This is a genomic window from Prolixibacter bellariivorans ATCC BAA-1284, from assembly GCF_000621705.1.
Taxonomy (GTDB): Bacteria; Bacteroidota; Bacteroidia; order Bacteroidales; family Prolixibacteraceae; genus Prolixibacter; species Prolixibacter bellariivorans.
The window spans coordinates 253,982-277,763 of the sequence record NZ_JHXO01000008.1 but is presented as its reverse complement, the minus strand read 5'-3'; the positions used below and the strand labels follow the sequence as shown (position 1 = coordinate 277,763).

21 protein-coding genes are annotated in these 23,782 nt (G+C 42.2%); 6 read left to right on the top strand and 15 right to left on the bottom strand.

Translation table 11 applies throughout. The features are described from left to right. Positions 1-57: 57 nt before the first annotated feature. From T426_RS0111150 to T426_RS25125, 8 genes are all read right to left on the bottom strand, one after another. Positions 58-1,368, bottom strand: a complete 1,311-nt coding sequence (locus T426_RS0111150; RefSeq protein ID WP_025864662.1) for a condensation domain-containing protein — start codon at positions 1,366-1,368, stop codon at positions 58-60. Positions 1,369-1,430: 62 nt separating this feature from the next. Next, entirely contained in the window at positions 1,431-2,012 is a 582-nt protein-coding gene (locus tag T426_RS0111145) for a Crp/Fnr family transcriptional regulator (RefSeq protein ID WP_025864663.1), read from the bottom strand. A gap of 107 nt (positions 2,013-2,119) precedes the next feature. Next, a complete protein-coding gene (locus T426_RS0111140) occupies positions 2,120-3,499 on the bottom strand; it encodes an aldehyde dehydrogenase (RefSeq protein ID WP_025864664.1) in 1,380 nt (459 codons plus the stop codon). Between the two features lie 18 nt (positions 3,500-3,517). Continuing rightward, on the bottom strand, positions 3,518-4,324 hold the full coding sequence (locus tag T426_RS0111135; RefSeq protein ID WP_025864665.1) for an SDR family oxidoreductase: 807 nt from the start codon (positions 4,322-4,324) through the stop codon (positions 3,518-3,520). A gap of 72 nt (positions 4,325-4,396) precedes the next feature. Beyond that, positions 4,397-4,777: a hypothetical protein gene (locus T426_RS0111130; protein WP_025864666.1), complete on the bottom strand. Its 381-nt coding sequence runs from the start codon at positions 4,775-4,777 to the stop codon at positions 4,397-4,399. Positions 4,778-4,830: 53 nt separating this feature from the next. Further along, positions 4,831-5,184, bottom strand: a complete 354-nt coding sequence (locus T426_RS0111125; RefSeq protein WP_025864667.1) for a hypothetical protein — start codon at positions 5,182-5,184, stop codon at positions 4,831-4,833. Further along, the gene (locus T426_RS0111120; protein ID WP_025864668.1) at positions 5,181-5,717 is read right to left on the bottom strand and encodes a hypothetical protein; all 537 of its coding nucleotides are present in this window, start codon (positions 5,715-5,717) and stop codon (positions 5,181-5,183) included. The genes T426_RS0111125 and T426_RS0111120 overlap by 4 nt, the downstream gene beginning before the upstream one ends. 156 nt (positions 5,718-5,873) lie before the next feature. Continuing rightward, positions 5,874-8,147 carry an AAA family ATPase gene (locus T426_RS25125; protein ID WP_027585703.1) on the bottom strand — a complete coding sequence of 758 codons (2,274 nt, stop codon included), beginning with the start codon at positions 8,145-8,147 and terminating at the stop codon, positions 5,874-5,876. 644 nt (positions 8,148-8,791) lie between these two features. Here T426_RS25125 and T426_RS25770 point away from each other — a divergent pair. After that, a complete protein-coding gene (locus T426_RS25770) occupies positions 8,792-9,034 on the top strand; it encodes a hypothetical protein (RefSeq protein ID WP_153637602.1) in 243 nt (80 codons plus the stop codon). Here T426_RS25770 and T426_RS0111110 read toward each other — a convergent pair. Together T426_RS0111110 and T426_RS25120 are read right to left on the bottom strand one after the other, a co-directional pair. Beyond that, positions 9,031-9,741, bottom strand: coding sequence for a LytR/AlgR family response regulator transcription factor (locus T426_RS0111110; protein WP_027585702.1), 711 nt, complete (start codon positions 9,739-9,741; stop codon positions 9,031-9,033). The two genes, T426_RS25770 and T426_RS0111110, sit on opposite strands and share 4 nt — an antisense overlap. Further along, positions 9,731-10,774: a sensor histidine kinase gene (locus T426_RS25120; protein ID WP_025864671.1), complete on the bottom strand. Its 1,044-nt coding sequence runs from the start codon at positions 10,772-10,774 to the stop codon at positions 9,731-9,733. Before T426_RS25120 ends, T426_RS0111110 begins: the two co-directional genes overlap by 11 nt. A 287-nt stretch (positions 10,775-11,061) precedes the next feature. Here T426_RS25120 and T426_RS0111100 point away from each other — a divergent pair, with 287 nt between their 5' ends. The 5 genes from T426_RS0111100 to T426_RS0111080 all read left to right on the top strand — a co-directional run bounded on the left by T426_RS0111100 (position 11,062) and on the right by T426_RS0111080 (position 19,273). Then, on the top strand, positions 11,062-13,695 hold the full coding sequence (locus T426_RS0111100; RefSeq protein WP_051538889.1) for a DUF5916 domain-containing protein: 2,634 nt from the start codon (positions 11,062-11,064) through the stop codon (positions 13,693-13,695). A gap of 410 nt (positions 13,696-14,105) precedes the next feature. Then, on the top strand, positions 14,106-15,212 hold the full coding sequence (locus tag T426_RS25115; protein ID WP_169737681.1) for a linear amide C-N hydrolase: 1,107 nt from the start codon (positions 14,106-14,108) through the stop codon (positions 15,210-15,212). 18 nt (positions 15,213-15,230) lie between these two features. Next, a complete protein-coding gene (locus tag T426_RS0111090) occupies positions 15,231-16,070 on the top strand; it encodes a CPBP family intramembrane glutamic endopeptidase (RefSeq protein ID WP_025864675.1) in 840 nt (279 codons plus the stop codon). A 175-nt stretch (positions 16,071-16,245) separates the two neighbouring features. After that, positions 16,246-17,739, top strand: coding sequence for a serine hydrolase (locus T426_RS0111085; protein WP_199898597.1), 1,494 nt, complete (start codon positions 16,246-16,248; stop codon positions 17,737-17,739). 34 nt (positions 17,740-17,773) lie between these two features. Continuing rightward, positions 17,774-19,273, top strand: a complete 1,500-nt coding sequence (locus tag T426_RS0111080) for a M3 family metallopeptidase (protein ID WP_027585699.1) — start codon at positions 17,774-17,776, stop codon at positions 19,271-19,273. 295 nt (positions 19,274-19,568) lie between these two features. Here T426_RS0111080 and T426_RS0111075 read toward each other — a convergent pair whose 3' ends face one another. The 5 genes from T426_RS0111075 to omp85 form a co-directional block, all read right to left on the bottom strand. After that, positions 19,569-20,198, bottom strand: a complete 630-nt coding sequence (locus T426_RS0111075; RefSeq protein ID WP_027585698.1) for a hypothetical protein — start codon at positions 20,196-20,198, stop codon at positions 19,569-19,571. Further along, positions 20,182-20,673 (bottom strand): RNA polymerase sigma factor, encoded by a 492-nt coding sequence (locus T426_RS0111070; protein ID WP_025864680.1) that lies wholly within the window; start codon positions 20,671-20,673, stop codon positions 20,182-20,184. The genes T426_RS0111075 and T426_RS0111070 overlap by 17 nt, the downstream gene beginning before the upstream one ends. Before the next feature lie 294 nt (positions 20,674-20,967). Next, the gene (locus tag T426_RS0111065) at positions 20,968-21,654 is read right to left on the bottom strand and encodes a hypothetical protein (RefSeq protein WP_025864681.1); all 687 of its coding nucleotides are present in this window, start codon (positions 21,652-21,654) and stop codon (positions 20,968-20,970) included. Between the two features lie 25 nt (positions 21,655-21,679). Continuing rightward, the gene (locus tag T426_RS0111060) at positions 21,680-22,144 is read right to left on the bottom strand and encodes a hypothetical protein (protein WP_025864682.1); all 465 of its coding nucleotides are present in this window, start codon (positions 22,142-22,144) and stop codon (positions 21,680-21,682) included. A 153-nt stretch (positions 22,145-22,297) separates the two neighbouring features. Continuing rightward, entirely contained in the window at positions 22,298-23,650 is a 1,353-nt protein-coding gene (gene omp85, locus T426_RS0111055; protein ID WP_148303753.1) for an Omp85 family outer membrane protein, read from the bottom strand. Positions 23,651-23,782: the final 132 nt, after the last annotated feature.

The window sequence follows — 23,782 nt, the reverse complement described above, 5'->3', positions numbered from 1 at the left end:
ATACCGGTCGTTCCAAAGCACCAAAGCGGTTGTAAGAAAGCCTCTTTGGTGCTTTTTTCATTTAATTCCCTGACTCTGCAACACTTCCTGACGAATGGTCTTCTTTAGTTCTTCCAGGAAGTCAGAAATGAATACCTCATTCTTTTCATTGAAATACGAGCCGATGGATAGTGTCAGGTGATTCTGATAAGTCGATGCCACTAGTTGCAACAGGCCCGGATGATTGACTCCTCCCAACATGTAGGCCCGACTGGGAGTGAGCGTATCAAAAGCTACTTTGCTCTCTTCAATGATTCCTGTATTGCTTAAACTTGGAGACGAATCCGATTTACCTTCCTTTATCTTGTCAAATTCTTTGTGAAATATGCCTTTGAGTTTTGAATAGGGTATCGTTTTAAACAGGGCAGCCATCGCAGGAAAATCGGCCAGACTGTATTTCATCTGTTTCCGTGTCCTGGTGATGGTTGATATTTCTTTCAGCAAACCGACAAAATCGTCTATCGAATTATCGACATCGATGTTGTGAATGGCCGAAAAATTCGATAACACATCATAATCTGCATCACTCAGGTACCGTCTCAAATCAGATGAATAGGTGATTCGATTGGTCTTGTTAGTATTCGGTAGCGTCTTTTTCAACGTGTAATAGTACACTGCCAAAAGAAGATCGTTCATGGTTGCTGAATGTTGCTGACCGAATTCCCTGAGCTTTTTAAATTCAGCTGGTTCGAGGGTGTAGGTGGTAAACCCCGGGTTCTGCACACTATCCAATTCCATCGTTCTCCGGAAGGTCGGAGCATCTTTTTTACCGGATAGCATCACTTGCAGAACGGAAAGCTTTTCTTTCACTCCTAATTTCTTCGACAGGGTTTTTAAACTACGCGCTGGTGTGTAGTCTGACTGCTCAACGGGTTTGTTTCGCGACAGACGGCTGTAATTCTCAGCTAACTGGTATATGAAATCCTTTACCCCGGCGGCATCAGAAATGGCATGGTTGCAGTTGAGTAGTAAGCTATCCGTTTCCGATCGGATTAACGATATAGCCAGTTGAGGACCGGTAAATGTGTTGATGGGTTTTAAAATGGTTTCCTGCAATAATTGCTCTGGCTCGTGGGATTCCTGGAAAGAATATATGTCATCTACATTCATTTCGGCAAACTCCCAGCGTATCCCTTTCTTACCTTCGACATAATGAGAAAAAACAATCGGGTTGTTTTCAGCAGTCACTTGTACGGCCTCCCTTAACGTTTTCTCATCGAGTGTTCCGTCGAAATGGAGAACCAACCGTATCTGATGATCGGCAATATGCTTGCAGAATACCTGCATTTGGTCCCACATGGGCACATGGATTGTCTTAAAACCTGCCATTTCTATCCGTTTTATGTAGAGACAAATTTTCAGGTTTTAATTCATACCTCTCTTCACTTAAGTTAACTTTTGGCTTTTTCCTGCAACTTATTTTTGATGCGGCAAAACGACTGCGGTGCCACGCCCAGAAAAGAAGCCATATCCTTTTGTAGTATTTTTTGAAGCAGTGATGGCGGATAATTCTGCGTCAACCAGGAATACCGTTGTTCGGGCGTTTGACTTTTCAGATGAATGATCATCAGTTTCGAGAACATGTCAAATTCGTTCAGCAGGCCATTGGTGAACCTCTTCCACGACGACAGTTTTTCCAGCTCTCTGTACTGCTCGTAGTTGGTTTGCCATACCGTTGAATCGTCCAATGCCTGGATGTTTTCGAGTGAAGGGCGCCGGTTAATGAAACTGGCTTCGGAAGTAAAACAATAGGGAGGAAAAGTAAATGTTTTGACGACCTCTTTGCCATCGTGATTGTAGAAGTAACGCAGCAAACCGCTTTCAAGAAAATAGAAATGCCGGCAGATTTCACCCTCCTGCAGAATGATTTCGTTCTTCGTAAATTCTCGTTGGGTAAAGGCCTGACGTATCGCGTTCCATTCATTGTCAGGTACGGTCGTGTATTTTTCTATGAAGCGTTTGAATTCTCTCATTTTTTAATCGGATGCTGTGTGAGCCGCTGATGAATGTTGCACTAAGCAAATTTACGACTATCTGCTGATATGGTTTTTCCTGTAGCGTCGGCGGCCGCAACCCGGCTTTACTTCAATATTTTCTTCAGTACCCAAAAGTATTTAAACGGCACATATTTGAAGGGCAAGTCAATCCACGTGGGGGAAGAGACGATGGAGCGCTGATTGCTGAACGCCAGAAAGCTCTCCCGGCCGTGGTAGTTGCCGGTGCCGCTGTTACCAACGCCGCCAAAGGGCATATGGTGATTGGCAATGTGCATCAGCGTGTCGTTGATGCAGCCACCGCCGGAGGTCGTTTGGGATAAAACTTCTTTGGCCTGTTTGTTCTTGCCGAAATAGTAGAAGGCGAGGGGCTTTTCGTTTTTATTCACGTACTCAATGGCTTCGTCAATGTGTTCGAACGTCATCACCGGAAGGATGGGACCGAAGATTTCATCCTGCATAATCCTGAAATCGGGTGAAACATCATCGATGATGGTGGGGGCGATGTACTTTTCACTGGTATCCACTTCTCCGCCGGTATGAATGGTTCCCTGCTCCAACAATCCGGTCAGCCGTTCCATGGCCCGTTCACTGACGATACGCGGATAAAACCGGCTTTGTTGGATGTCGGGACCGTACATCGACCGGATGTTTTCGGCTACTTTATCCAGCAGCTCGTCTTTCACCGATTGGTGGGCCAGCAGGTAGTCGGGAGCAATACAGGTTTGCCCGGCATTGATCAATTTCCCCCAGGCGATACGTTTGGCAGCGATATCGAGGTTGGCATCTGCATCCACGATGCAGGGACTTTTACCGCCCAGTTCCAGTACCACCGGCGTTAAATGTTTGGCCGCGGCTTCCATCACCACTTTCCCGACTTTCGGACTGCCGGTGAAAAAGATGATGTCGAAACGTTGGGCAAACAGACGGGTGTTGGTTTCTCTTCCTCCCTGAACAACACTCACATATTCCGGGGCGAAATGCTCGTGAATCATCTCTTCCATCACGCGGGCAATGGTTGGCGCATCGGGCGATGGCTTTAAGATACTGCAGCAGCCGGCTGAGATAGCGCCCACTAGCGAATTGATCAACAACTGAAACGGGTAGTTCCACGGGGCCACGATTAAGGCGACTCCCAGTGGTTCGTAAATGATTTTACTTGATGACGGTAACAGCTGAATGGGCGTGGAAACACGTTTCGGTTTGGCCCACTTCTTCAGGTGCTTGATGTGGTTATCGATTTCGCCCGTCACAATGCTGATTTCGGTCAGAAAGGCTTCCTCGGGCGACTTGTGCAAATCGACCCACAATGCCTGTTCTATTTTCTCCCGGTATTGGTCGATGGCTTGCCTGAGCTGGCGAAGCTGCGTTAACCGGAAACGGATATCCTGGGTTTCGTGGGTGGCGAAATAAGCCCGTTGGCTCTCCAGTTTGTCAACAATGATCTGTTCAGCTGTATCGTTCATCGTGTTGTGTTCCAAACGTTATGATTTGCGTCCCTTAAAATGCTCCATTGTTTTATAAATTCCAAATACATTACTGGCCAGCCAGTCAAAGCCATTGGTCGAAAACAGCCCCTGACTGATGCGGGTCAGCGGGTAAATGTACCGCGGGAAGGTAACCATCTTTTTCCCTTTTCTCATGGCTTTGATGATTCGGCGGGCCGTCGGTTCGGGTTTCAGAATCGGGATGCGTGATTGCACCCCGTCGAACATGCCGGTGTTGATGTAGTAGGGCATAATGGTGGTGACGCCGATATTCTTTTTGAGCTGTTTCATTTCCAGGCGCAGACTGTCCGACCAACCGGTAACGGCCCATTTACTGGCGGCATACACGGCCATTTTCGGGTTGGAAACAATCCCGGCCGATGAGGCAATGTTGCAGATGTGCCCCGAGTTTTGCTTCATCATATCGCCCAGGAACTCCCGGGTAACCAGCATGGGGGCGTTGGTGTTGACCTCCATGGTTTTCAGGATGTCGCTGGTGGTGTGTTCGTGAAAATACTTCCCAACCACGATACCGGCATTGTTGATGAGCACATCCACCACACCGTGTTCCTGCTTTACCTTTTGAGCGGTCTCTTTGACCTGCTCCACATTGGCCACATCCACCCGGTAACCGGCAATGGAACCGCGGGCAGACAACTCCCCAATGGTTACATCAATTCCTTCGGGGTTGAGGTCCCAGATGATGACCCGGGCTTTTTGATCCAACAGGATGCCGGCCATCAGTTTCCCGATGCCGGAAGCGCCTCCGGTGATCAATGCCGTTTTTCCTTCGAAGTTTTTCATGTGTGTAAAGATTCAGTTGTCGAACTTAAAATCGTCCGCCTGTCATGTGACAAATGGTTAGCAACTTAAGCTTTATTTCCAATTTGGAACATTTAGAGCTTTTCCGACCGTAAAAATAAATTTCTGATGATTCTTTAAAATAATTATTGTGTCATTATTTTCTTTTTTATAGATGGAGTCTCCTGATTTTATTATGTCACATAATCCAGATTTAGAATATGAATAATTTGTGCATTGTGGGATGAGGATTTTTCTTTTATTTGTCAGTTCAACGTAACTTGCTCCATGATCAGGTCTGCATTTTGATATTTTACTATTTATCATTGTTTCGGTGTCTACAATTTCATACTGCCTATCTGTCCATGTTTGTATTATTGCAACAGTTATTCCCAAAATAATTACCCCGATTATCGAAAATGTATACCAAAATTTATTCGAATTTACATCAATCATTTGCAGTCAATTAGTTGTCAGTTTTATCATTTAATTCTTCTTTTTGTCAGAACTTAATGGGTTCGTCTGTTTAAGTGATTCTCCATGTCGTAGTTTAGGTTATTTACAACAAGAGAATCAGTCGTCAGTTTTAGTATTAAAAGCTTTTCAATCGAGTTGTCATAATTTGTTATAACAATCGTGTCGCCTTTTAATTGGTATTTTATCCAAATGTTGGAGTCGGGATAGTAGATGGAATCTTTATAAATTCCGAAATAGGCGTTTTCCGTTTCTTCGTCACCTCCGTAAGCACCCATCAGATTTTGTTTCGTTATTTTTACCCTTTCCTCTTTTTGCTGAGTGAATGACGAGAAAATCGCAATGGTGAGAAGTAAGATAACCAGGATTGTTAGTTCTCTGTATTTCATTTTTTGTGTGTTATTTGAAAAATCTTTTTTATCATATTGTGATAGCCAGTTTCCCTGTTGTTTCCGCTATTCCAATAATGTAACAGGAATGTTCCATTCGTATTTTTAATTGTATAATAATCACCAAAATTCCAATACCAATTTCCTCCCTCAATGTACAGTTCAGAAACTCTTTTAATGAAATTACTTATTTGTCTTTCTTCTTCTGTATTCAGGACTTTCGAAGTATCGACAATGACCTCCCTTTTAGCATCATCAAGAACACCGATTCCGTGTTTCTCAACAATATCGCAAGGAACCGTGTCTTTTAGATATCTGGCTGTTATTTTACGCTCTTTATTTCTTTGCAAATAAATCGTTTCTCGATGACCTCCCCATTCACCACAATCTGTTCCCTGGAAAGCGATTATTAAAGTGTCTCTAATATTCACTATTCTCAGAGTACTTAAATCATCCTTTTGTTTCCCTTGTTGAAACGTATGGTTGGTAAATAAAAAAGTCGCTATAAAGATTTGTATGAAGAGTGTTTTCATTGTTTAGTAAGCTTATTGTAAAGGCAAATAGTATAAATAGTGGCAGAGTGCGCGGTTCTTTATAGTCAAACAGCTATGTTGTTTGAGGCTGCTACAAGCCTTGATATTTAGTATTTCCCTTGTCATTACTTATACGAATTAAGTGAACATACTTTTTTATTCTCCATTTAGCCCTTTCCAATGTAATTCATCTTTCGTTTCAATATGTTCAAGTAGTTCTTTTATGGCATCTTCTAATTGTAGTATTTTATCATCGTGTTGTTGTACTTTCTCGAATTGATTTTGATGTGAAAACCAATGCAATAATTTTGTATTATAAGTAGGTTTATCTTCTGGATTAAATACTTTTTTTATTCTATTATCAACTTCTGAATCACTCGGATATTTCATAAGAGTGTATAGTTCAAGAAATCTACGAACAGCATTAGGAAGAATTAACAAATTTGTAAAATCTTCTTTATCTGCTAATTCATTAAATTCCTTAATCGTATGGAATAGACCGACATATTCAGATTTATAAGAACTAAAAGAAAGAGGTAGTTTTTTTATCTCAGATGAGTTATTGTCATTTCTTTTTATGAAATATAGTGGACGTTTATTTCCATTTGTATCTTTGTTTTTACTTCCAAATAAGTTCGTATCCAACATAACTGAAAAGAACTCAAAATTGTGTGTTGAAATAAATAATTGAGCGTAGTTTTCTTCTTTGAAAAAAGTTTGCAATAACGAACGCACTTGAAAAATGTGATTACTATCCAAACTTGAAATCGGATCATCAATAAAAACAATAGTGTTTGGCAATTTGGGAGGGGCATCGTTTCTAAGTGCTTTAAGTTCTGTTAGAAAATAAGCAAAAGCAATTGCTGATTTTTCACCCTCACTCAAATTACTCGCAGGGTGTCCACTTCTTTCAAGCGTGAATATATCATTTTTGATTTCGATTTTGATGTCGTTTCGATGAAGTAATATTTCTAAAATATCATTTAATTCTTTCTGACCTTTCACGCTACTTTTCAACTGTGCTTCAAGAGCTAATTTTTCAGCTTTATTTGTTGTAATTTTAGAGTTGATATTTGATATAATTGTTACAGCTTCGTCTTTATCTGATTCTTTCTTGTTGTAATCCTCGGCTTGTAAATATTCTGCGACATAATGATTTAAAATTTTATCTAAAGCTTTTTTCTTATTATCGTCAAATTCTGCTAACCAATCATTATGAGCTTTTACTGCTTTCTTTATTTCCTTAAAATCCTCTTTAAAGGAAATAATTTCAATTTCAGTTACGGGAATATCATTGAAATAATCAGAGGATTTTCGTTTTAAATCTTTCTCTAAGATAGAAAGTTGGGTTTTATACTTCTTCGCAGTTTCACTGTAATTATCTATCGCTTTTTGATAATCTGGCTGAAAACCACCTCCCAAGTTTTTTTTGTCTGGAAATGTGATTTTCAACTTCTCTTTTTCAGCTTCTATCTTTTCTTGTGTGTTTGCAATTGAATCCTGAATTTCTGTAAGTTTTTTAGAATAGTATGAGTTTAAATCCTTAATTCTGTTTTGAGGTAAGGTTTTCGTGCAAAATTTACATTCTGTTTCTCCTTCGTGCAGTTTTATACCTTTTTGAACCCAGTCAAATAACGCTGGATTCTCGTCCAACTCAGGAAAGGGAATTGATTTTGGTGCGGTATCTTCTAAAATAGTTTTTACCTTTTCCGCAAGTGTTTCAAGGCCTTCAGAAAAATTATAATCTTCATTTTGTGGTTCGAAGTCTTTTGTTACAACAGCATCTGCTTTTATTTTATCTCTTTCTGTATTTGATAAAATGTATTTAGGTAGATCATTTTTTACACGACCAGTAATTTTTCTAAAATGTGAAATATTAAAATCATCTCTTGTCAGTTTGCCGTCTAAATAATTCTCTCTTATGTCCTTTGCTTTATCAGTAAACTTGCTTCCTGTTTTCTTGTCATATTTCCCAAATTCATCAACTATCTCTTGATAGCGGTTGTCTCTAATATTTTCTAATTGACCTTTATTCTTATCTAATTTCTTAATTTTTTTGTCTAATTCACCCGATGGGTCACCAAGATAAAATGATATTGGTTGAATATCAGAGTTAGGTTCGTCAAATGTAAAAACCCGTCTGATATAATTGGTATTGAAGACTTTTACAGCATAGGGGAAAGCTTCTAAATCATTTTGAGTATGAGTTGTAGTTGTATTTCCTTTTTCAGTTGTTAGGTCAAACTCTGAACCGGAGAAATATTTATTCTTATCCTTAAACTCAAGGTTTTGGAAGAGCTTTGACAGCGTTGTTTTTCCTGAATAATTCCAACCGTAAATCAGATTTTTCTTTTTGAAATCGTTTAAACCATTCCAAGCGAAGTTTTGAAATATCCCAAAATTTTTAATTTTATTGATCTTCCTTATCATTTCTATCTGATTTTAGGTTACTGAGATTGCTCTGTATGTTGTGTTGATAATATGAATGTGCATCGGTTTTTTTATCTACATAGGAATGTATTGTGTACTTGTTATGTTGAATCTTTGATTTCCGCCTTCGTTTGATTGATTCTTAAGTCTCACCCAAGTTAACAAAAAAATTATTCAGCCATCACATGTTCTTGGTGCAACCGGGTAAGTGGTTGTGACAACTTCCGAAGCCTTCTGGAGCACCCGGGAACTCGTCAGGACAACTGCAGAAGTCTTTGGGAGAACATGCGAAGGCTTAAGGACAACCGGAAAAGTGTTTAGGAGAGGATGCGAAACCGTCAGGGCAGGAGTGGAAGCCTTAAGGAAAGGTAAAGAAGTCGTCAGGAAGGATAAAAAAACTGTCAGGAACACTACGAGAGGCTTCAGGGCGAGTGACCAACCCGTCAGGACAGGTTAAATTTTCGTCAGGACTACTTCTCACCGCTCTGAAAGTAGTCCTGATGACTTTGAAAGTAGTCCTGACGGCTCTGTAAGTAGTCCTGAGCACTTCCGAAGTAGTCCTGACGGCTTCTGATGCAGGCTTGAGCATTTCGTAAGTAGCCTTGAGTGTTTCCGAAGTTGTGTTGAACACTTACGGAGTAGCCTTGAGCATTTCTGAAGTAGTCCTGATGATTCTGGAAGTAGTCATGAGGACTTCCGGAGTAGTCCTGACGGCTTCTGATGCAGGCTTGAGCATTTCCGAGGTAGCGTTGACGGCTTCCCGACCCGTGTTGATCGTTTCCTGGGTTCTGTTGATGACTTCTCCGGTAGGCTTGAGCGCTTCCAGGGCAGCGTTGACGGCTACAGTCTATGGTAGAGACGTAGCATGCTACGTCTCCACGTACTAACTGTTTTGTTTCAGCATAATCAGGAACGATTCCTTGTAGGTATCACTGATTGGGATGCTTGTTTCGCCAATGGTGATCCGGTTTTTTTCGACACTGTCAATCTTATTGATGGCGACAATATATGATTTATGCACCCTGAAAAAATTATCACGGGGAAGCGCTTCCATGATGTTCCTGAAACTTTCCAGAATCATAATTTTCTCTGTTTTCGTATGGATGCGCAGGTATTCCTTCATCCCTTCCACATATAGGATATCATCAAAATCAACGCGCTGCATGCGATATTCTGTTTTTACAAAGAAATAATCTTTACGGTACTGATTGGGTTCTGCCACCGGGGGCCTGTTTTGCGTAAATATATCGAACAACTTGTCGATAGCCTGAATAAAACGCTCGAACGAAATGGGCTTAAGCAGATAGTCTGTCACATTCAGATTAAAGGCGTCGATAGCATACCGGTCGTAGGCCGTGGTCAGGATAATTTGTGGTTTGTGCTTCAGTGCCTTGATAAACTGAAGCCCGGTGAAGCCCTCCATTTCAATGTCCAGAAATATCACATCCACCTGATTCGACTGAATGTAATTAATGGGCTCAATCGCATTGTCGAAACTCTTCAGCAAATGCAGAAACGGAACCCTGGAAATATAGTTCTCCATCAATTCGATGGCGGGGACCTCATCGTCGATGACAATACAATTAATTTTCATTGAGTCGGATTTTTAGTTGAACGTGAAAAACCTGTCCGTCGTTTTCTATCAACAGCTGGTGTCGCTTGGGGAACAATAATTCCAGCCTTCGTTTGGTATTCTCAATCCCGATGCCTCCTTCTGCCTGTTCTTCCGTATTGCTCTTGTTGCGGATGTGATTCATGCAATCGAAATGAATGGTGCTTTGCGTTACACGCAGCTTAATCCCGATGCTATTGGTCATACTGGTCTTTCCGTGTTTGAATGCATTTTCGATAAACGTGATAAACAACAGCGGGGGAACCATAACGTGACCCGTTTCATCGCTGATATCACACTTCACGAACTCCGGGTTTCGGAAACGGAGCCGCTGCAGCGAAAGATAGTTACGGATGTAGGCAATTTCCTTTTCCAGCGGCACCAGTTCATCTCTGGCATCGTATAACATGTACCGCATGATTTCCGACAGCTTGATGATGGCAAAGGACGTTTTTTCGGGATTGCTTCCCGAAAAGGAGTTAATGTTGTTCAGGGTATTAAACAGAAAATGCGGATTGATCTGTGAGCGGAGCAACGCCAGTTCCGAGCGGATTTGCTTCTCGGTGATTTCTTTTTGTTTTCTGAACTGCTCGAGCCATTCAACGGTAAATCCCAGAACAAAAGCATACAAAACACTCAGAATATTGTGTCCGAGGCTGGCTTTGTAAATCACCATTTGCTCCTGATGGCTTGTTACAACTCCCCGGTAATAATATACCCACCCCCACACAAAACCAAACGAGGCCAGAAAGAGAACGGAAAGGAGGACGGCATACCAAAACATCCTTCCCTTTGAAAACAATTGCGGGATCAGGTAAAAGTAAAACAGACAAAAGGGAATCAATTCAAGGCTGGTTGTAATGACAATCGTTTCAAGGTGCTCGGTCAGGCTGGGACCTTCGTAGAATGGGAATACTCTGATCATTTTCACCAAAAAAATCAGCGCCCAGAAAATGACAGGTGCCATTAGCCTGATTTGCCGGTCCGAGACATTTATTTCCCTGTTGAATATCATCAAGCAACGTTTAGGTACATTAAGTCGTTAGTCTCAAAAATATACAATATTCTCGCTTTCGTTTCCATATATTATACAAGTCACCGAATTCTTTCAACAAGCTCCGTGAATCAATCAATGAAATCCGCTTCCATAACAGGCAAAGTGTTTCCGGCTGTTGGTTGATTTCGTTTTGTTTTCTGACGATACTATTTTCCCTTTGTTTAGGACCAGAATGACATGCGACTGGTTTTGAGCCGGATGTCATGGTCTGCATGGTAAAGAAAACAAACTAACCTTACCCGAAGATGAGAATAAACATTCATGGATTGGCCAGGAAGATGACAGCTCTTCTGTTGCTGGTGTTAAGCATCGGATTGGATCATGGAATTGCCCAGAATAAAATGTATGTGACTGAAAGAATCACGAAAGACATTCCTGTTGTCGATGGGGTTTTTAATGATAAACTTTGGAAAACGGGAAAATGGGAGAGCGGTTTTTTTCAGAAAAGTCCCGAGAATGGCAAGGCGCCTTCGCAACAAACGGCATTTCAGTTGTATTACGACAACAACTTTATTTACGTAGCCATAAAATGCTACGATAACGAGCCGGATAAAATTGTCCGAAGGATGTCGCGCCGGGATGGCGAAACAGGCGATCGCGTGACCATTGAGTTCGATAGCTACAACGACAAACGCACCAGCTTTATTTTCGGGGTGAATGCAGCCGGGGTGAAAAACGACGGGGTAATTGTCCGCGAAGATGGGGTCGCTGATTTGACTCCCGATCCCATCTGGGTAGTAAAAACACAGGTCGTTAATGACGGGTGGAACGCGGAAATGAAGATTCCGGTCAGCCAACTACGATTCAATAACGCCGACGAAATGACCTGGGGCCTGCAGGTGAAGCGCTTCTTTTTCAGGAACCAGGAATACGACACCTGGCAAAATGTTCCCGACAGCCTTTCGGGGTGGATAAACAATTATGGAAAGTTGAAAGGAATTCATAAAATCAAAGCCAGGAAGTCGGTGGAAATAGCTCCCTATGTGATGAGCAAAATGACTACTTATGAAAAACAGGATGGAAATCCTTTTGCCGATGGCCGCGATTTTAAATTTGATGCCGGCGTTGATGGTAAAATCGGTTTAACAAACGACCTCACCATCGACTTCGCCATTAATCCTGATTTTGGCCAGGTTGAAGCCGATCCTTCCGTGGTGAATCTCACGGCATTTGAAACGTATTACGATGAAAAACGTCCCTTTTTTATCGAGGGTAGTAACATCACGAATTTCAATTTTGACATTGCCACTCAGGATAACCTGTTTTATTCGCGAAGAATAGGCCGTGCACCTCAGGGAATTCCTAGCTACACGGCAGGTGAATATGTTTCCGTGCCGGAAAGGACAAAGATTCTCGGCGCTGTTAAGCTCAGCGGGAAAACCAAGAACGGATGGTCGGTCGCTGTCATGGAAAACGTGACCAAAAAAGAAAGGGCCACTATCGACAACCATGGCGAAAGGAGGAAAGAAACCGTGGAGCCTGCCTCCAATTATTTCCTGACCAGGCTTCAGAAGGATATGAACCAGGGAAATACGATTCTGGGAGGAATGGTGACTTCCGTTTACAGAAACATTGAAAACGACAACCTGAATTTTCTCAACACGTCAGCCACTACAGCCGGACTCGATTTTACCCAGTATTTTAAAAACCGGAAATATGCGCTGACAGCCAAACTTGCCACGAGCCACATTACGGGCAGTAAGGAAGCCATGCTGTATCAGCAGCTGTCTTCCAGGCGTTATTATCAAAGTCCGGATGCGGCGCACTCGGTGGATACCACACTTACTTCCATGATAGGCTCAGGCGGCTCTCTTATGTTTTCCAAAGGTGGTAACAAAGGCTTTAACTACGGAACTCTTATCACCTGGCGTTCGCCCGGATTTGAGACTAACGATATCGGTTACCTGAAAAAGTCGGATTATGTCTTTCAGGATATCTGGGCAGAATATATTATCTCTAAACCGTTTTCTATTTTCAGGCTCGTCGATTTAAATGCCGATGTCAGCACCGTCTGGAATTTCAGAAGAAGGGAAATGTACAGTATAAACACATCAGGGTACTTTGAATTTACCAACCATTGGAACTTAAACCTTCAGCTTTCCCGGACCGGCGAAAATATTCAGCGGGCGACTTTGCGTGGCGGGCCGTCACTGAAACGCCCCGGCTATTTTGAATACCTGGTGATGGCGCATACCAGCCGTACCAAGAAGGTGAGGTTGGGAGCGGCTATCTGGCAAGCTTTGTTTGACGATAAGGCCGGACGTAATACAACGCTGATATCCAGTGTTACTTACCGTCCCGCCAATGCTTTGATGTTTTATATTTCTCCGACCTATGATTATGTGTCCAACGCTTTGCAATATGTCACTCAGAAAAGTTATGAAGGAGAACCGCGGTACATTGTGTCACACATCAAACAGGAATCATTCTATGTGACCATCCGGGCTGATTATAGTATCACACCCGATTTGACGCTGCAATATTATGCATCGCCATTCATCAGTGGCGGACTGTATGATACGTTTAAGCGGGTCACCCATCCAATGGCTGCTTCGTATTCCGACAGGTTCCATACATATCGTCCGGATGAAATATCTTATTCGGCCGGAAACATGCTGTATAATATCAGCGAAAATGGTACCGGACAAACGGATTACAGCTTTGGTAATCCCAACTTTAACTTTAAACAATTTCGGTCAAATCTGGTATTGCGCTGGGAATACCATGCGGGTTCCGTACTGTATCTGGTTTGGTCGCAGTCCAGAACAGGTGCTAATGCGGATGGTACATTTGATTTTAGCAAAAATATTTCCGATTTATTCAAGATAACGCCAACAGATGTTATTCTGCTCAAATTGTCCTATCGGTTTTTGAATTAAGGTTTCGTTTGGATTGATTATAAATGACTAAAAGCGTGTAACATGTCATGAAAAATGACTGTCTTATCATATAACACTCATTCTATAAAAAATTAGATATGAAACCTAAACTGAATCTATTCATACTGCTTTTACTGGTAATCTCCTTTAGCTATAATCAGCAGGCAAGAGCTTGTTCCTCTTTTAAACTCCAGAAAGGGAAAAAACTCGTTTACGGGCATAACCTGAATGAAGGAGATATTGGGGTTCCCGGGCTCCTGTTTGTAAACAAAAGGGGAATATTTAAAACGGGGCGTACATGGAGTGAAATTTTCACCAAAGAGCAGTCGAATCCGTCTTCTTTTGCCTGGATTTCGCGCTATGGTTCCGTTACATTTAACACTTTTGGAAGAGATCTCCCCGACGGCGGCATGAACGAAGAGGGACTGTTTATCTGGGAAATGAATGATGATACGCAATATCCAAAAAATAAGGATTTGCCAAAACTCAACCAGATGAACTGGATGCAATACATATTAGACAATTGCAGAACGACCGATGAGGCCATTAAAACGGCTTCGGAATTTGAAATTGACGGATGGGGATGGCATTATTTTGTGGGTGATGCACAGGGGAATACGGCTGCGATAGAGTTTATTAAAGGAAAAGTAGTGGTACATAAGGGTAAGGACATGCCTGTTCCGGGACTTTTTAATGAACCTTACGCAAGAGAAATGGATATTTTAAGGTATTACAAAGGGTTCGGTGGAGATTATGAACCTGACTTAAACGATTCGAAAGTACCACGCTTTGTCAAAACTGCTGTGATGACACGGGATTACAATCCTGATGAAAATATCGTGGATTACGGCCTGAAAATGCTTGATCAATTGATGGTTGATGATGTACCTGAATGGTCAGTTTTGTTTGATGTAAGAAGCCGGACGGTTTATTTTAAAACAAGAATCAATCCTGAGATTAAGAAGCTGTCTATGGATCAGGTTGACTTCTCTAATAATTCACCTACCCTGATAGCTAATATTGATATGAAGGAAGGTGGAAACATGTATGCGGAATTGCAACCTTTTACCAATGAAAGGATGAAAAACTTCACGGAAAAATTCATATTTTCCTTAATCCCCGAATTACCAGCTAAATTTTTTACCGGAGGAGGTCTTACTTTGGAAGAATATGCTCAACGAACTTCTTCCCATTCGGATTATGCAAAAACTGCTGAAGCACAGTTTTTCAAAGGGGAATGGAAGAATATGCCGGATAAATTGAAAAAAGAAATGGACATTATTCTCAAATTTGAATCAAATGGTGAAGCAATAACGGGAAGTGTTTCTAATGGAAGAGACATTTATGCAATGGACAACCTAAGTTTAGCTGGAAATAAAGTGAAGTTTACTTTTAAAACAAAAGGGGGAACATTAATTGAAATAAAGTCTGTTTTTGATGGGGGACAAATGAAAGCAACCATGGCCGGAATAGAAAATAATTACGGGACTTATGTGTTAAATCGGATATTACCATAAGGATAAAAGGCAATAAAGATGAATAAGGAAACCAAACATCAGCTAAAAGTATTTTTTATCGTCTTGCTCCTGCTCACGACTGGTGTCTTTATCTGGATGTTTAACGATTTGCCAAACAAACGTCGCATTGCCATGCTGATGATGTGGGTTCCGGGAATTTCGGCCTTGCTTGCCTCAATCATAACGCGCGAAAATATTAAGAGTTATGGATGGAAGCCGGGAAAGCTTAAATATCTGGGGTGGGCTTACATATTGCCTTTTATTGTAGCCATTATTGCCTATGGTATTGTATGGATAACAGGCATGGCCGATATCACTCTGGATGAGGTGAAAAATTACCGATGGGCCAGATATGTAGGGTTTGAAACACCGGCTCCTTTTTGGGTGGGTTTTACAGCTAAAGCAGTGCTGTATACTTTTTCTCTTAGTATTCTAACACTGGGTGAGGAGATTGGCTGGTCGGGTTTTTTGACTCCCAAGCTGTTAAAGTCTAAATCCGTTCCTGTTACAAGTATCATCGTTGGGTTGGTGTGGTCGGTTTGGCACTATCCGGCCATGATTGGCGGAATTTATGGATTTAATGCGCCGTTGTGGATTGCCTTGCCCGGTTTCTCACTGGTTTTGATAGGGAGTTCATTCATAAAAACAACATTGATTTCCAAATCAAAAAGTTTATGGACAGGAGTTTTAGTCCATTCAAGTCATAATGTGATATTGATGTCGATGTTTTGGGAAATGACAGTTAAAACAAAATACACATCTTATATCGTTTCCGAAACCGGGATTTTAACGGCTATAGTCTATTTAATCGTGGGATATCTGTTTTGGAAATGGATGGATCAAAAAAGGCAAGGTTAGCACCATCATTACAACATTGACTGTCATGAGCCTGATGAGGCCAAAGTCGATGATAAATTAAAATCAGAATCGGATGAGAAGGTATTTGTCATACATATTAGCGTTTTATCTGTTATTGGGGACAAGTGCTATCCTAAAATCTCAGAGGTTAACAAGTGCCCAAATAGATTCATTGGTGCATAAGACTTTCGAGTCGCTGCCACAGGCAGGAATAGCTGTTGCTGTAGTTAAAGATGGGAAAGTAATTCATTCAAAAGGATATGGTGTCGTATCCGTTGAAAGCGGACAAAAAGTCGATGAAAACACACTTTTCGCCATTGCATCAAATACCAAAGGTTTTACTTCGGCTGCATTGGCCATTTTGGTTGATGAAAATAAATTATCATGGGACGATAAAGTAGTTCAGTATATCCCCGAATTTAAAATGTATGATCCCTATATTACAGAACACTTCACCATCCGTGATTTACTGACGCATCGCAGCGGACTGGGACTTGGTGCCGGTGACCTGATGATTTACCCCGGCGGCAGCGATTTTACAATACAGGATGTCATCAAAAGTTTTCAGTTTCAGAAACCGGTAAGCGAATTCCGAACCCGGTTCGATTATGATAATTTATTGTATATCGTTGCCGGGGAAGTGATTAAAAGAGTGAGCGGATCAGCCTATACCGATTTTATTCAAGCAAGAATATTATCCCCTTTGGGAATGAACAATTCGGCGCCATCATTCGGAACACTGGTGAATAAAAACAATTTAGCGTTACCTCATAGTTCTCAAAACGGAACATTGAAAAAAATAAACAGCTATTCGCATGAATTAACCAATGCTGCAGGAGGAATTTATTCAAGTGCAAACGACATGAGCAAGTGGCTGATGTTGCAATTGAATAACGGAAAATATGGTGAGAACCAAGAAAAGCAATTGTTCTCACAAACTGTTCAGCAAGAGATGTGGAAACCATATACCCCCATAAGTTTTAAAGTGGTACCTGATAAACGATATAGAAATCATTTCGTTGCATACGGTCTGGGATGGAAGATCGCTGATTATTGTGGTTACATCACTTTATCACACGGGGGAGGCTTACCGGGCATGCTTTCGCAAACGACCATCATACCGGAGTTAAATTTAGGAGTAGTTGTTTTGACAAATACACAACCGGGCGGGTTAAGTCATATTACGTTAACCCGGGCAATCATGGATTCCTATTTGGGTGTTGAAAAGAAAGACTGGATCACATTAGCCGACCGGGCACTAAAATCGACAAAAAGTAATGTCGATTCAGTTAGTGTTGCTGTTTGGAAAACCGTTGAAAAATCAAAGACAAAACACATCAACTTCAATGACTACATTGGAACCTATGAAGATCATTGGTTTGGAAGAGTAGCCATTTTTGAAAAAGGTGATGAATTATGGTTTCAATCTCTTCGGTCTCCAAAATTAACCGGACAAATGTTTTATTACAAAACCACAACCTTTGCTGTAAAATGGAACTACACGGACATGCCATGCGATGCATTCGCAACATTTAACTATGACACAGAGGGCAAAGCTACTTCCATTAAAATGAAAGGAATTTCCCCCAATATCGATTTTAGTTTTGATTTTCAGGACTTAAATCTGGTGAGGGTAGATTGGAAGGATATAATTCAGAGAATTAAATGATGTTTGATGAGTGCTCATCAAAAAATTAAACCAAATGAAAAAATCACAAACTATCATATTAATAGCCTTGGGCCTGTTCCTGTCTTCAACAGTGAATGCTCCGGATAAAACCATCGCCGAATATTTGAACCAGAAGGAGAAAGTGTATGAAAAACTCTGTATGGAAAAGGGACTCGAGGTCTGGAATTCTTATACCAACCCAGACTGGTCGGGTCAGGATCAATCGAAAGAAAAATTCATGAAATTCTTTGGCGATGCGGTCCTAAATAATAATATTTCTCAATGGTATCATAATATCAATAGCATCAAAAATGATACGCTGCGAAGGAGAGTGGAGCTATGGCATAAAATTGTTACTACGGCTCAGGTGAATTTTGATCCGAAAATTATCAGGCTGCAAAGTAAATTGGAGAAAAAATTGTCTCACCACGATTATAGTGCAAGTGTAGAAGAGCGTAAAAAAACAGAGAGTGAAATTGAAAAGCTTATTCATCTCAGGAATGAAAAGGCAAAGAGCCTGGGATACGGGAATTATGCCTATATGGTATTGCAGAATACCGGGATTGATACCGTATGGTTCGAAAAAATAATAAATCTCATTGATCTGGAAACGCGTCAAGGGTATGTCCATTTCCTTTCAAAAATCAATAGAACTCAAAACAATGTTGAGTATGCTGATATCAGGCCCTATCTTATCAAAACCGATCATTTAACGGATTTAAATCTGGTTAAGAACGAAGAAAAGCAACAGTTCCTGGAAATGATCCTGAATAATATCGGTATTGACATGAACAAACTGCCCATTCGGTTTACTTTCAGGAAACTGCCTCCGGGACTGGGTGGTTTTGGAGATGCTATCGAAATTCCAAACGATTCCCGGGCTGTTGCCAGAAAGGAGTTGAGCTTTTATTACCTGCTTCACGAAATTGGTCATGGGTTGCAATGGACGCATGTAAAAATGAAGTCTCCGGTACTGAAGGGATATGAATGGTGCATGGGAAATATTCCCAGTATGTATTATGAAGGTATGGCTGAAACTGTTGCAAAATTCTCGGATGTCCCGTTTTATCTGAAGAAGTATGGTTATACAAAGTCTCAAATAGACAGCATTGCAAACGAGAAGAAATTTTTGGCTGCTTTTTATCTTAGGTATAAACTGGTCAATAGCCTGTTTGAAATTGAATTATACAAAGATCCTACGAAATCGGCTGCTGAAATCAAACACGAATTATTCAAAAAGTATCTCTTCGTTGATATGGATTTCTCTAAAAAACCAAACCTGATTATGATTTCCTATGTTTCTTACCCCGTCTACGAGCAAAATTATCTCTTTGCGGATATAATTTCATGGCAGATACATCAGTTCCTGAAAAAGAAGTTCGGGAAAAAGTATTACCTGAATAAACAGGCGGGAGAATTTCTGGTGGATAAACTATGGCAAAACGGAGAACTAATTCCGTGGCAGAACAGAATTGAAAATGCAACAGGAAAGAATCCGGATATTGAAGGGTATTTAAAAGCAAAGAAATTCTAACCTTGCTCTTGCAAGTGTTTCGAAAGACTACTCGTGAGTTTTTGAGAGTGTTCAAAAAACTGTGTTAGCAGTTCAAATAGGAATGGCACATGGTAGAGACGCAATGTTTTGCTTCTCCATGGGGTGAGCTGTTTCCTCCAACTCAGTGTTCATTTTGCTGTACAGCTTCATGTTTCCGTTAACTGCCCGGTAGCAAAGCATAACCAACGCGTAGCAACACACGACCGACCTGTAGCAGCTCGCTCCGGACGTTTAGCAATGCACGCCGTATGCGTAGCAAAACAAACGGATGAAATCAAGCCCTGAGTTTCTCCATATCCGAAAGGATTTCATCCAGCTTTTTCAATACCCGGCCGTATACAATCTGCAGGTCCCATTTGTATAGCCTTCCGCCAACAGCGTAGAGTATCCCCATGATGATGAGCACACCCAACAGCCAAAATACCGGGATTCCGTTGACCAAATAAATGGAAGGAAGGTGACTCGTTATCAACGGGAGGTAATCGGAGAACCAAAAACCCATAACCATCGACAGAAAGATGAAAGGGTAATAAAAACGGGCCATCCTGGCGTTGATGTCAATTTGCTCGTTCAACCAATGGTCAAACGATTTGACGTACTCGTAGCTGCTCACATTCGGGTTGATTTCGATTAACCTTTTCTGCAATATGCGATTGACCAACACTATGGCGCCGGCAATCAACAATAGCATGATGCCCATGACCGGTATGCCAACCACAAAAGAAAGGCCCAGGATAACGATAGCCCCAATCACAATGCCCCGAAGGTTATTGCGAAACATCCGCTTGAACTTATCGACGATGTGGATTGATTTCTGCGTGTACAGGTTATTTAATTTCGGGGCCACCAAAGCATCCGCTTCTAAAAAGCCCTCTTTCCAAATGGTTTCAATTGACTTTTCCATCTAATAATTTCTTTAATCGTTCTTTAATCCGGTTGATGCGTACGCCAATGTTGTTGGCATTCGTACCCATGATATCCGCGATTTCCTGGTAAGATTTTTCCTCCAGGTAGAGTAAAATGACGCCTCTGTCCACTTCCGACAACCGCCTGATGGCATCGTACAGCACATTCAGATTCTCGTCGGAAAAAGCGTGGGTCTCCTCTGTTTCTTCTTCGGGCACATAGTCGGAAGCAAAATGCTGCGTGTTGTTTTTCTTCTTCTTCAGCAAAGTCAAACAAACATTCAGCGATATCCGGTAGACCCACGTGCTCCATTCCGATTCGCGACGGAATTTATCCCGGGTCCTCCATATTTGCAGGCATACCTCCTGGTAATAATCTTCAAAATCTTCCTGGGTATTGGTATACGCCCGGCAAATCTTGATGATTAATGCCGAATAGGGAAGAATGTAGGCTGTATAAAAATCGCTGCTCAACTTTTCTCTTTTCTTTGTTTAGTGGCTTGCATCGCGGATTATTACACCCGGCTGCATCTTTTTTTCGGAATTGAATAGGGAAGGTACGAAAAAGGCCAATGTTGTGGTGGTCCATGGTAGAGACGCAATGCTTTGCGTCTCCTGATAAGGAAAAATCAAGCTTTTTTACCCTGACCCTAAAGGGAAACCTTGATTTTTCAGGACTCACCCTTCAGGGGTGGGGTAAAAGGACTGAAAAATCATAATGGCGTTGAACGTTCCCAATGCATCTCTACGGTCGCATATTGCCCCTAATTAATCCTTTTCACCAACCGGTTGCTGTTCCTGAATAACCAGGTTGAGCAAACTGTCGATATACGGTTGCGGATTCCGGTGTAGGTACGGGTTCGTGCGATTGTCTGAGCTCAAAATGTATTGTATCGACTGACCATCTATCTCGATTCGGCCTTTGTGTCGGGAAAAGGCATCCCATTGGGCCGGTTCCATAATACGCAGGTTGTTGATGGAGGCCAGTGAGCTGTCGAGGTGCACGATGTGGGTGTTGTACACCTTCAACTCTTTACTGAAAATTCCTCTGCGTTGGAAGTCCGAAAGGGATTTTTCGTTCGAATCGAACAGGATCACAATGAAATCTTTATCCGTTTGAAAGTTGATGTCGAGGGTTCTGTTCTGAAATGAAATGAACAGAAAAGCCATGATTCCGACTAGAACTTCGCCCAGTACCAACTTACGATAGGAGAGAATTCTGATGAATAACCGGTCAACCAAATAAAGTGTTAGTGTGACAACTGTTAGGGCAGTAGTGACGGCAACTACCAAGGCTTCGGATGGTTTGTCCACAAAATAGATGATCCACTCCCACGCCGCGATTACTAATGCAATAACGGTTATTAGCGTCAGCGGGGTGACTGGCCAAACTATACTTTTCAGGAAATTCCTGAATGTTGCCCGGGCGCCGTTTCCTTTATTGGGTTTGCCCATTGTCGTTCGTTTTTCCTGGTCCGGGTCACACCGGTTCCGTCGATAATCCCAGACTGAGACGCAACCGTTCCAGTTCCTTTTCCGGATCTTCGTTTTTACCGATGCTTTTAAGGGGAAAGAGGGAATGTCCTTTGGCATCGTATAGCTCGACAAAGGTCTGTTTTACTTCGGTATCCAGCGAGCGGTTCCCCCGGCTGTATGAGGTATACACTTCCCGCGATGTCACCAGGTGAAGTTGCATGTCCCAGTAAATGTCGTGCCATTTTCCCAGGCGTATCAGCCCAAACAGGTTGTTGCTAAATTTTACTCTCCGATTGTAATAATCGATGGTGGTACTGGTGTTGGTGAACCCCAGGAAGGCACCGATAAATACCAGAGCCAGTCCGGTGAGGGAATAATAACTGGCCACTATTCCGGCCAGAAAAACGATGATGCCGGAAGTGGAGGCTACCGGACCAAACGCTTTCTTAAATCGATACGTCTTTTTCATAAGAACAGGTTGGTGAGTAGAGTCAGTCTTTGTTTGTCTGAGAGGAAAGATACAAAAAAACCCAATGTCTTCGTCTGTAATCGAAGACATTGGGCTTTATGCAGAGACGTAGCACGCTACTTCTCTATGGTCGCATGGTTCGTGACGACCGGATCAAAACAGGTAATTCAACCCGATGTAGATACCTGTGTCACCATCCTGTTTGTCGAGAGCAATACCATAGTCAAGCGCGGCGATAAAGTTTTGGTTCATGGCCAGACGCAAACCGCCACCGACACTGTAGTGCATCTTCTCGGCGCCGAAATTGAAATACTGGTTCATCGGCTCGTTCATGTTGGAAATCTTGTTCCGGATATCCATCTTCTTCACCACGCGTCCAAAATCAAGGAACCCGTTCAGTCCGCAGTAAAAATGCTGATTCCACTTTTCAATGCGGGCGAATTTCCAGCGCATTTCGGTGTTACCCATTACAAATCCGTCGCCCACAATGCGGTTACGCAGGATACCACGCAGTGTTTTGGCGCCTCCCAATCCCGATGAGGACGAGCCGCGCAGCGCCGATGAAATGATTTGCGGCTGATAGTAAAAGGGCGCGTGTCCGCCAATGGTTTGCTGCCACTGAACGCGGTATGCAAATGAAAGATCGTTTTTAATCAGGGTGAAATATTGCCGTTGGGTAATCGATAGCTTGGCAAAGCTGCTTTCGGCCCCCATGAATTTTTGCGCTGTAGCCAGTTCGGCTTCGGCCCAGATGCCGTGCATCGGGTTGGGCTTGTTGTCGCGGGTATCGTACACCACGCCGGCTTTCACAATCGGGACAAATCCACCGTTGGCTTCTTTCGGAGAAATAATACCCCATTGCTGGTATTTCTCATACAATCCGGGCTGCTCGCTCACCGGCGGCAGTTTGTCGGCTTCTTTTTTCCCTTTGTTCAGTTTATCGACATCCACCGAGCTGATGTTGAAATCAAGAAGATTGAAACCTACCAACCAGCGGAAATTCGAATCGCCCCAGTCGCCCTGGATATCGGTTTTAAACCGGAAGAGTTTCTGATGGAATTTGTAAAACATCCGGGTACGGTAGTCTGGGGATTTGTCGTCGATCCAGTTTTTATTGTAGACCGCTTCATAGCCGTTGAAGCCAAAAAAATCGTAGGCCTGATCGGGCAAATAACTTAAGTCCGTGGTAATCTCGATACCAGGAATCAACGATTCCGAGTCGTAGTAAAACCGGTACGTTCCGCTGCCTTTGGTGTAGCGCGAAACTTCGAAATACAACGAATGGTTGTAGGCGGGATAGTTGCTGCCGTCGCCGTAGTTGAAGAAATTCACTACAGCTCCGTACTGAAAGCCCAGGTCGCTGTCGAACGAAATGGCCGGCAGTGCGCCCATGTTCCATCCGGTTTTTATCTCTTTTTTCTCGTTGTCTTGTTGGTTGTTTTGCTGCGCCATGCCCCAAAATGGAACAAGAGCAAGCAAAGCTGACAGGAAAAGGATCTTTTTCATTTCAGGTTTTTTCAAATTGCCGTGTGACGGCGGCAAGATGGTATTTTCCTTTTTATTTACAAAATGGAATCCTGCGCACGGAGCCAATTTTATTGATGTAGGGACCGGAAGCAAGGGGGTTGTGAATTATTT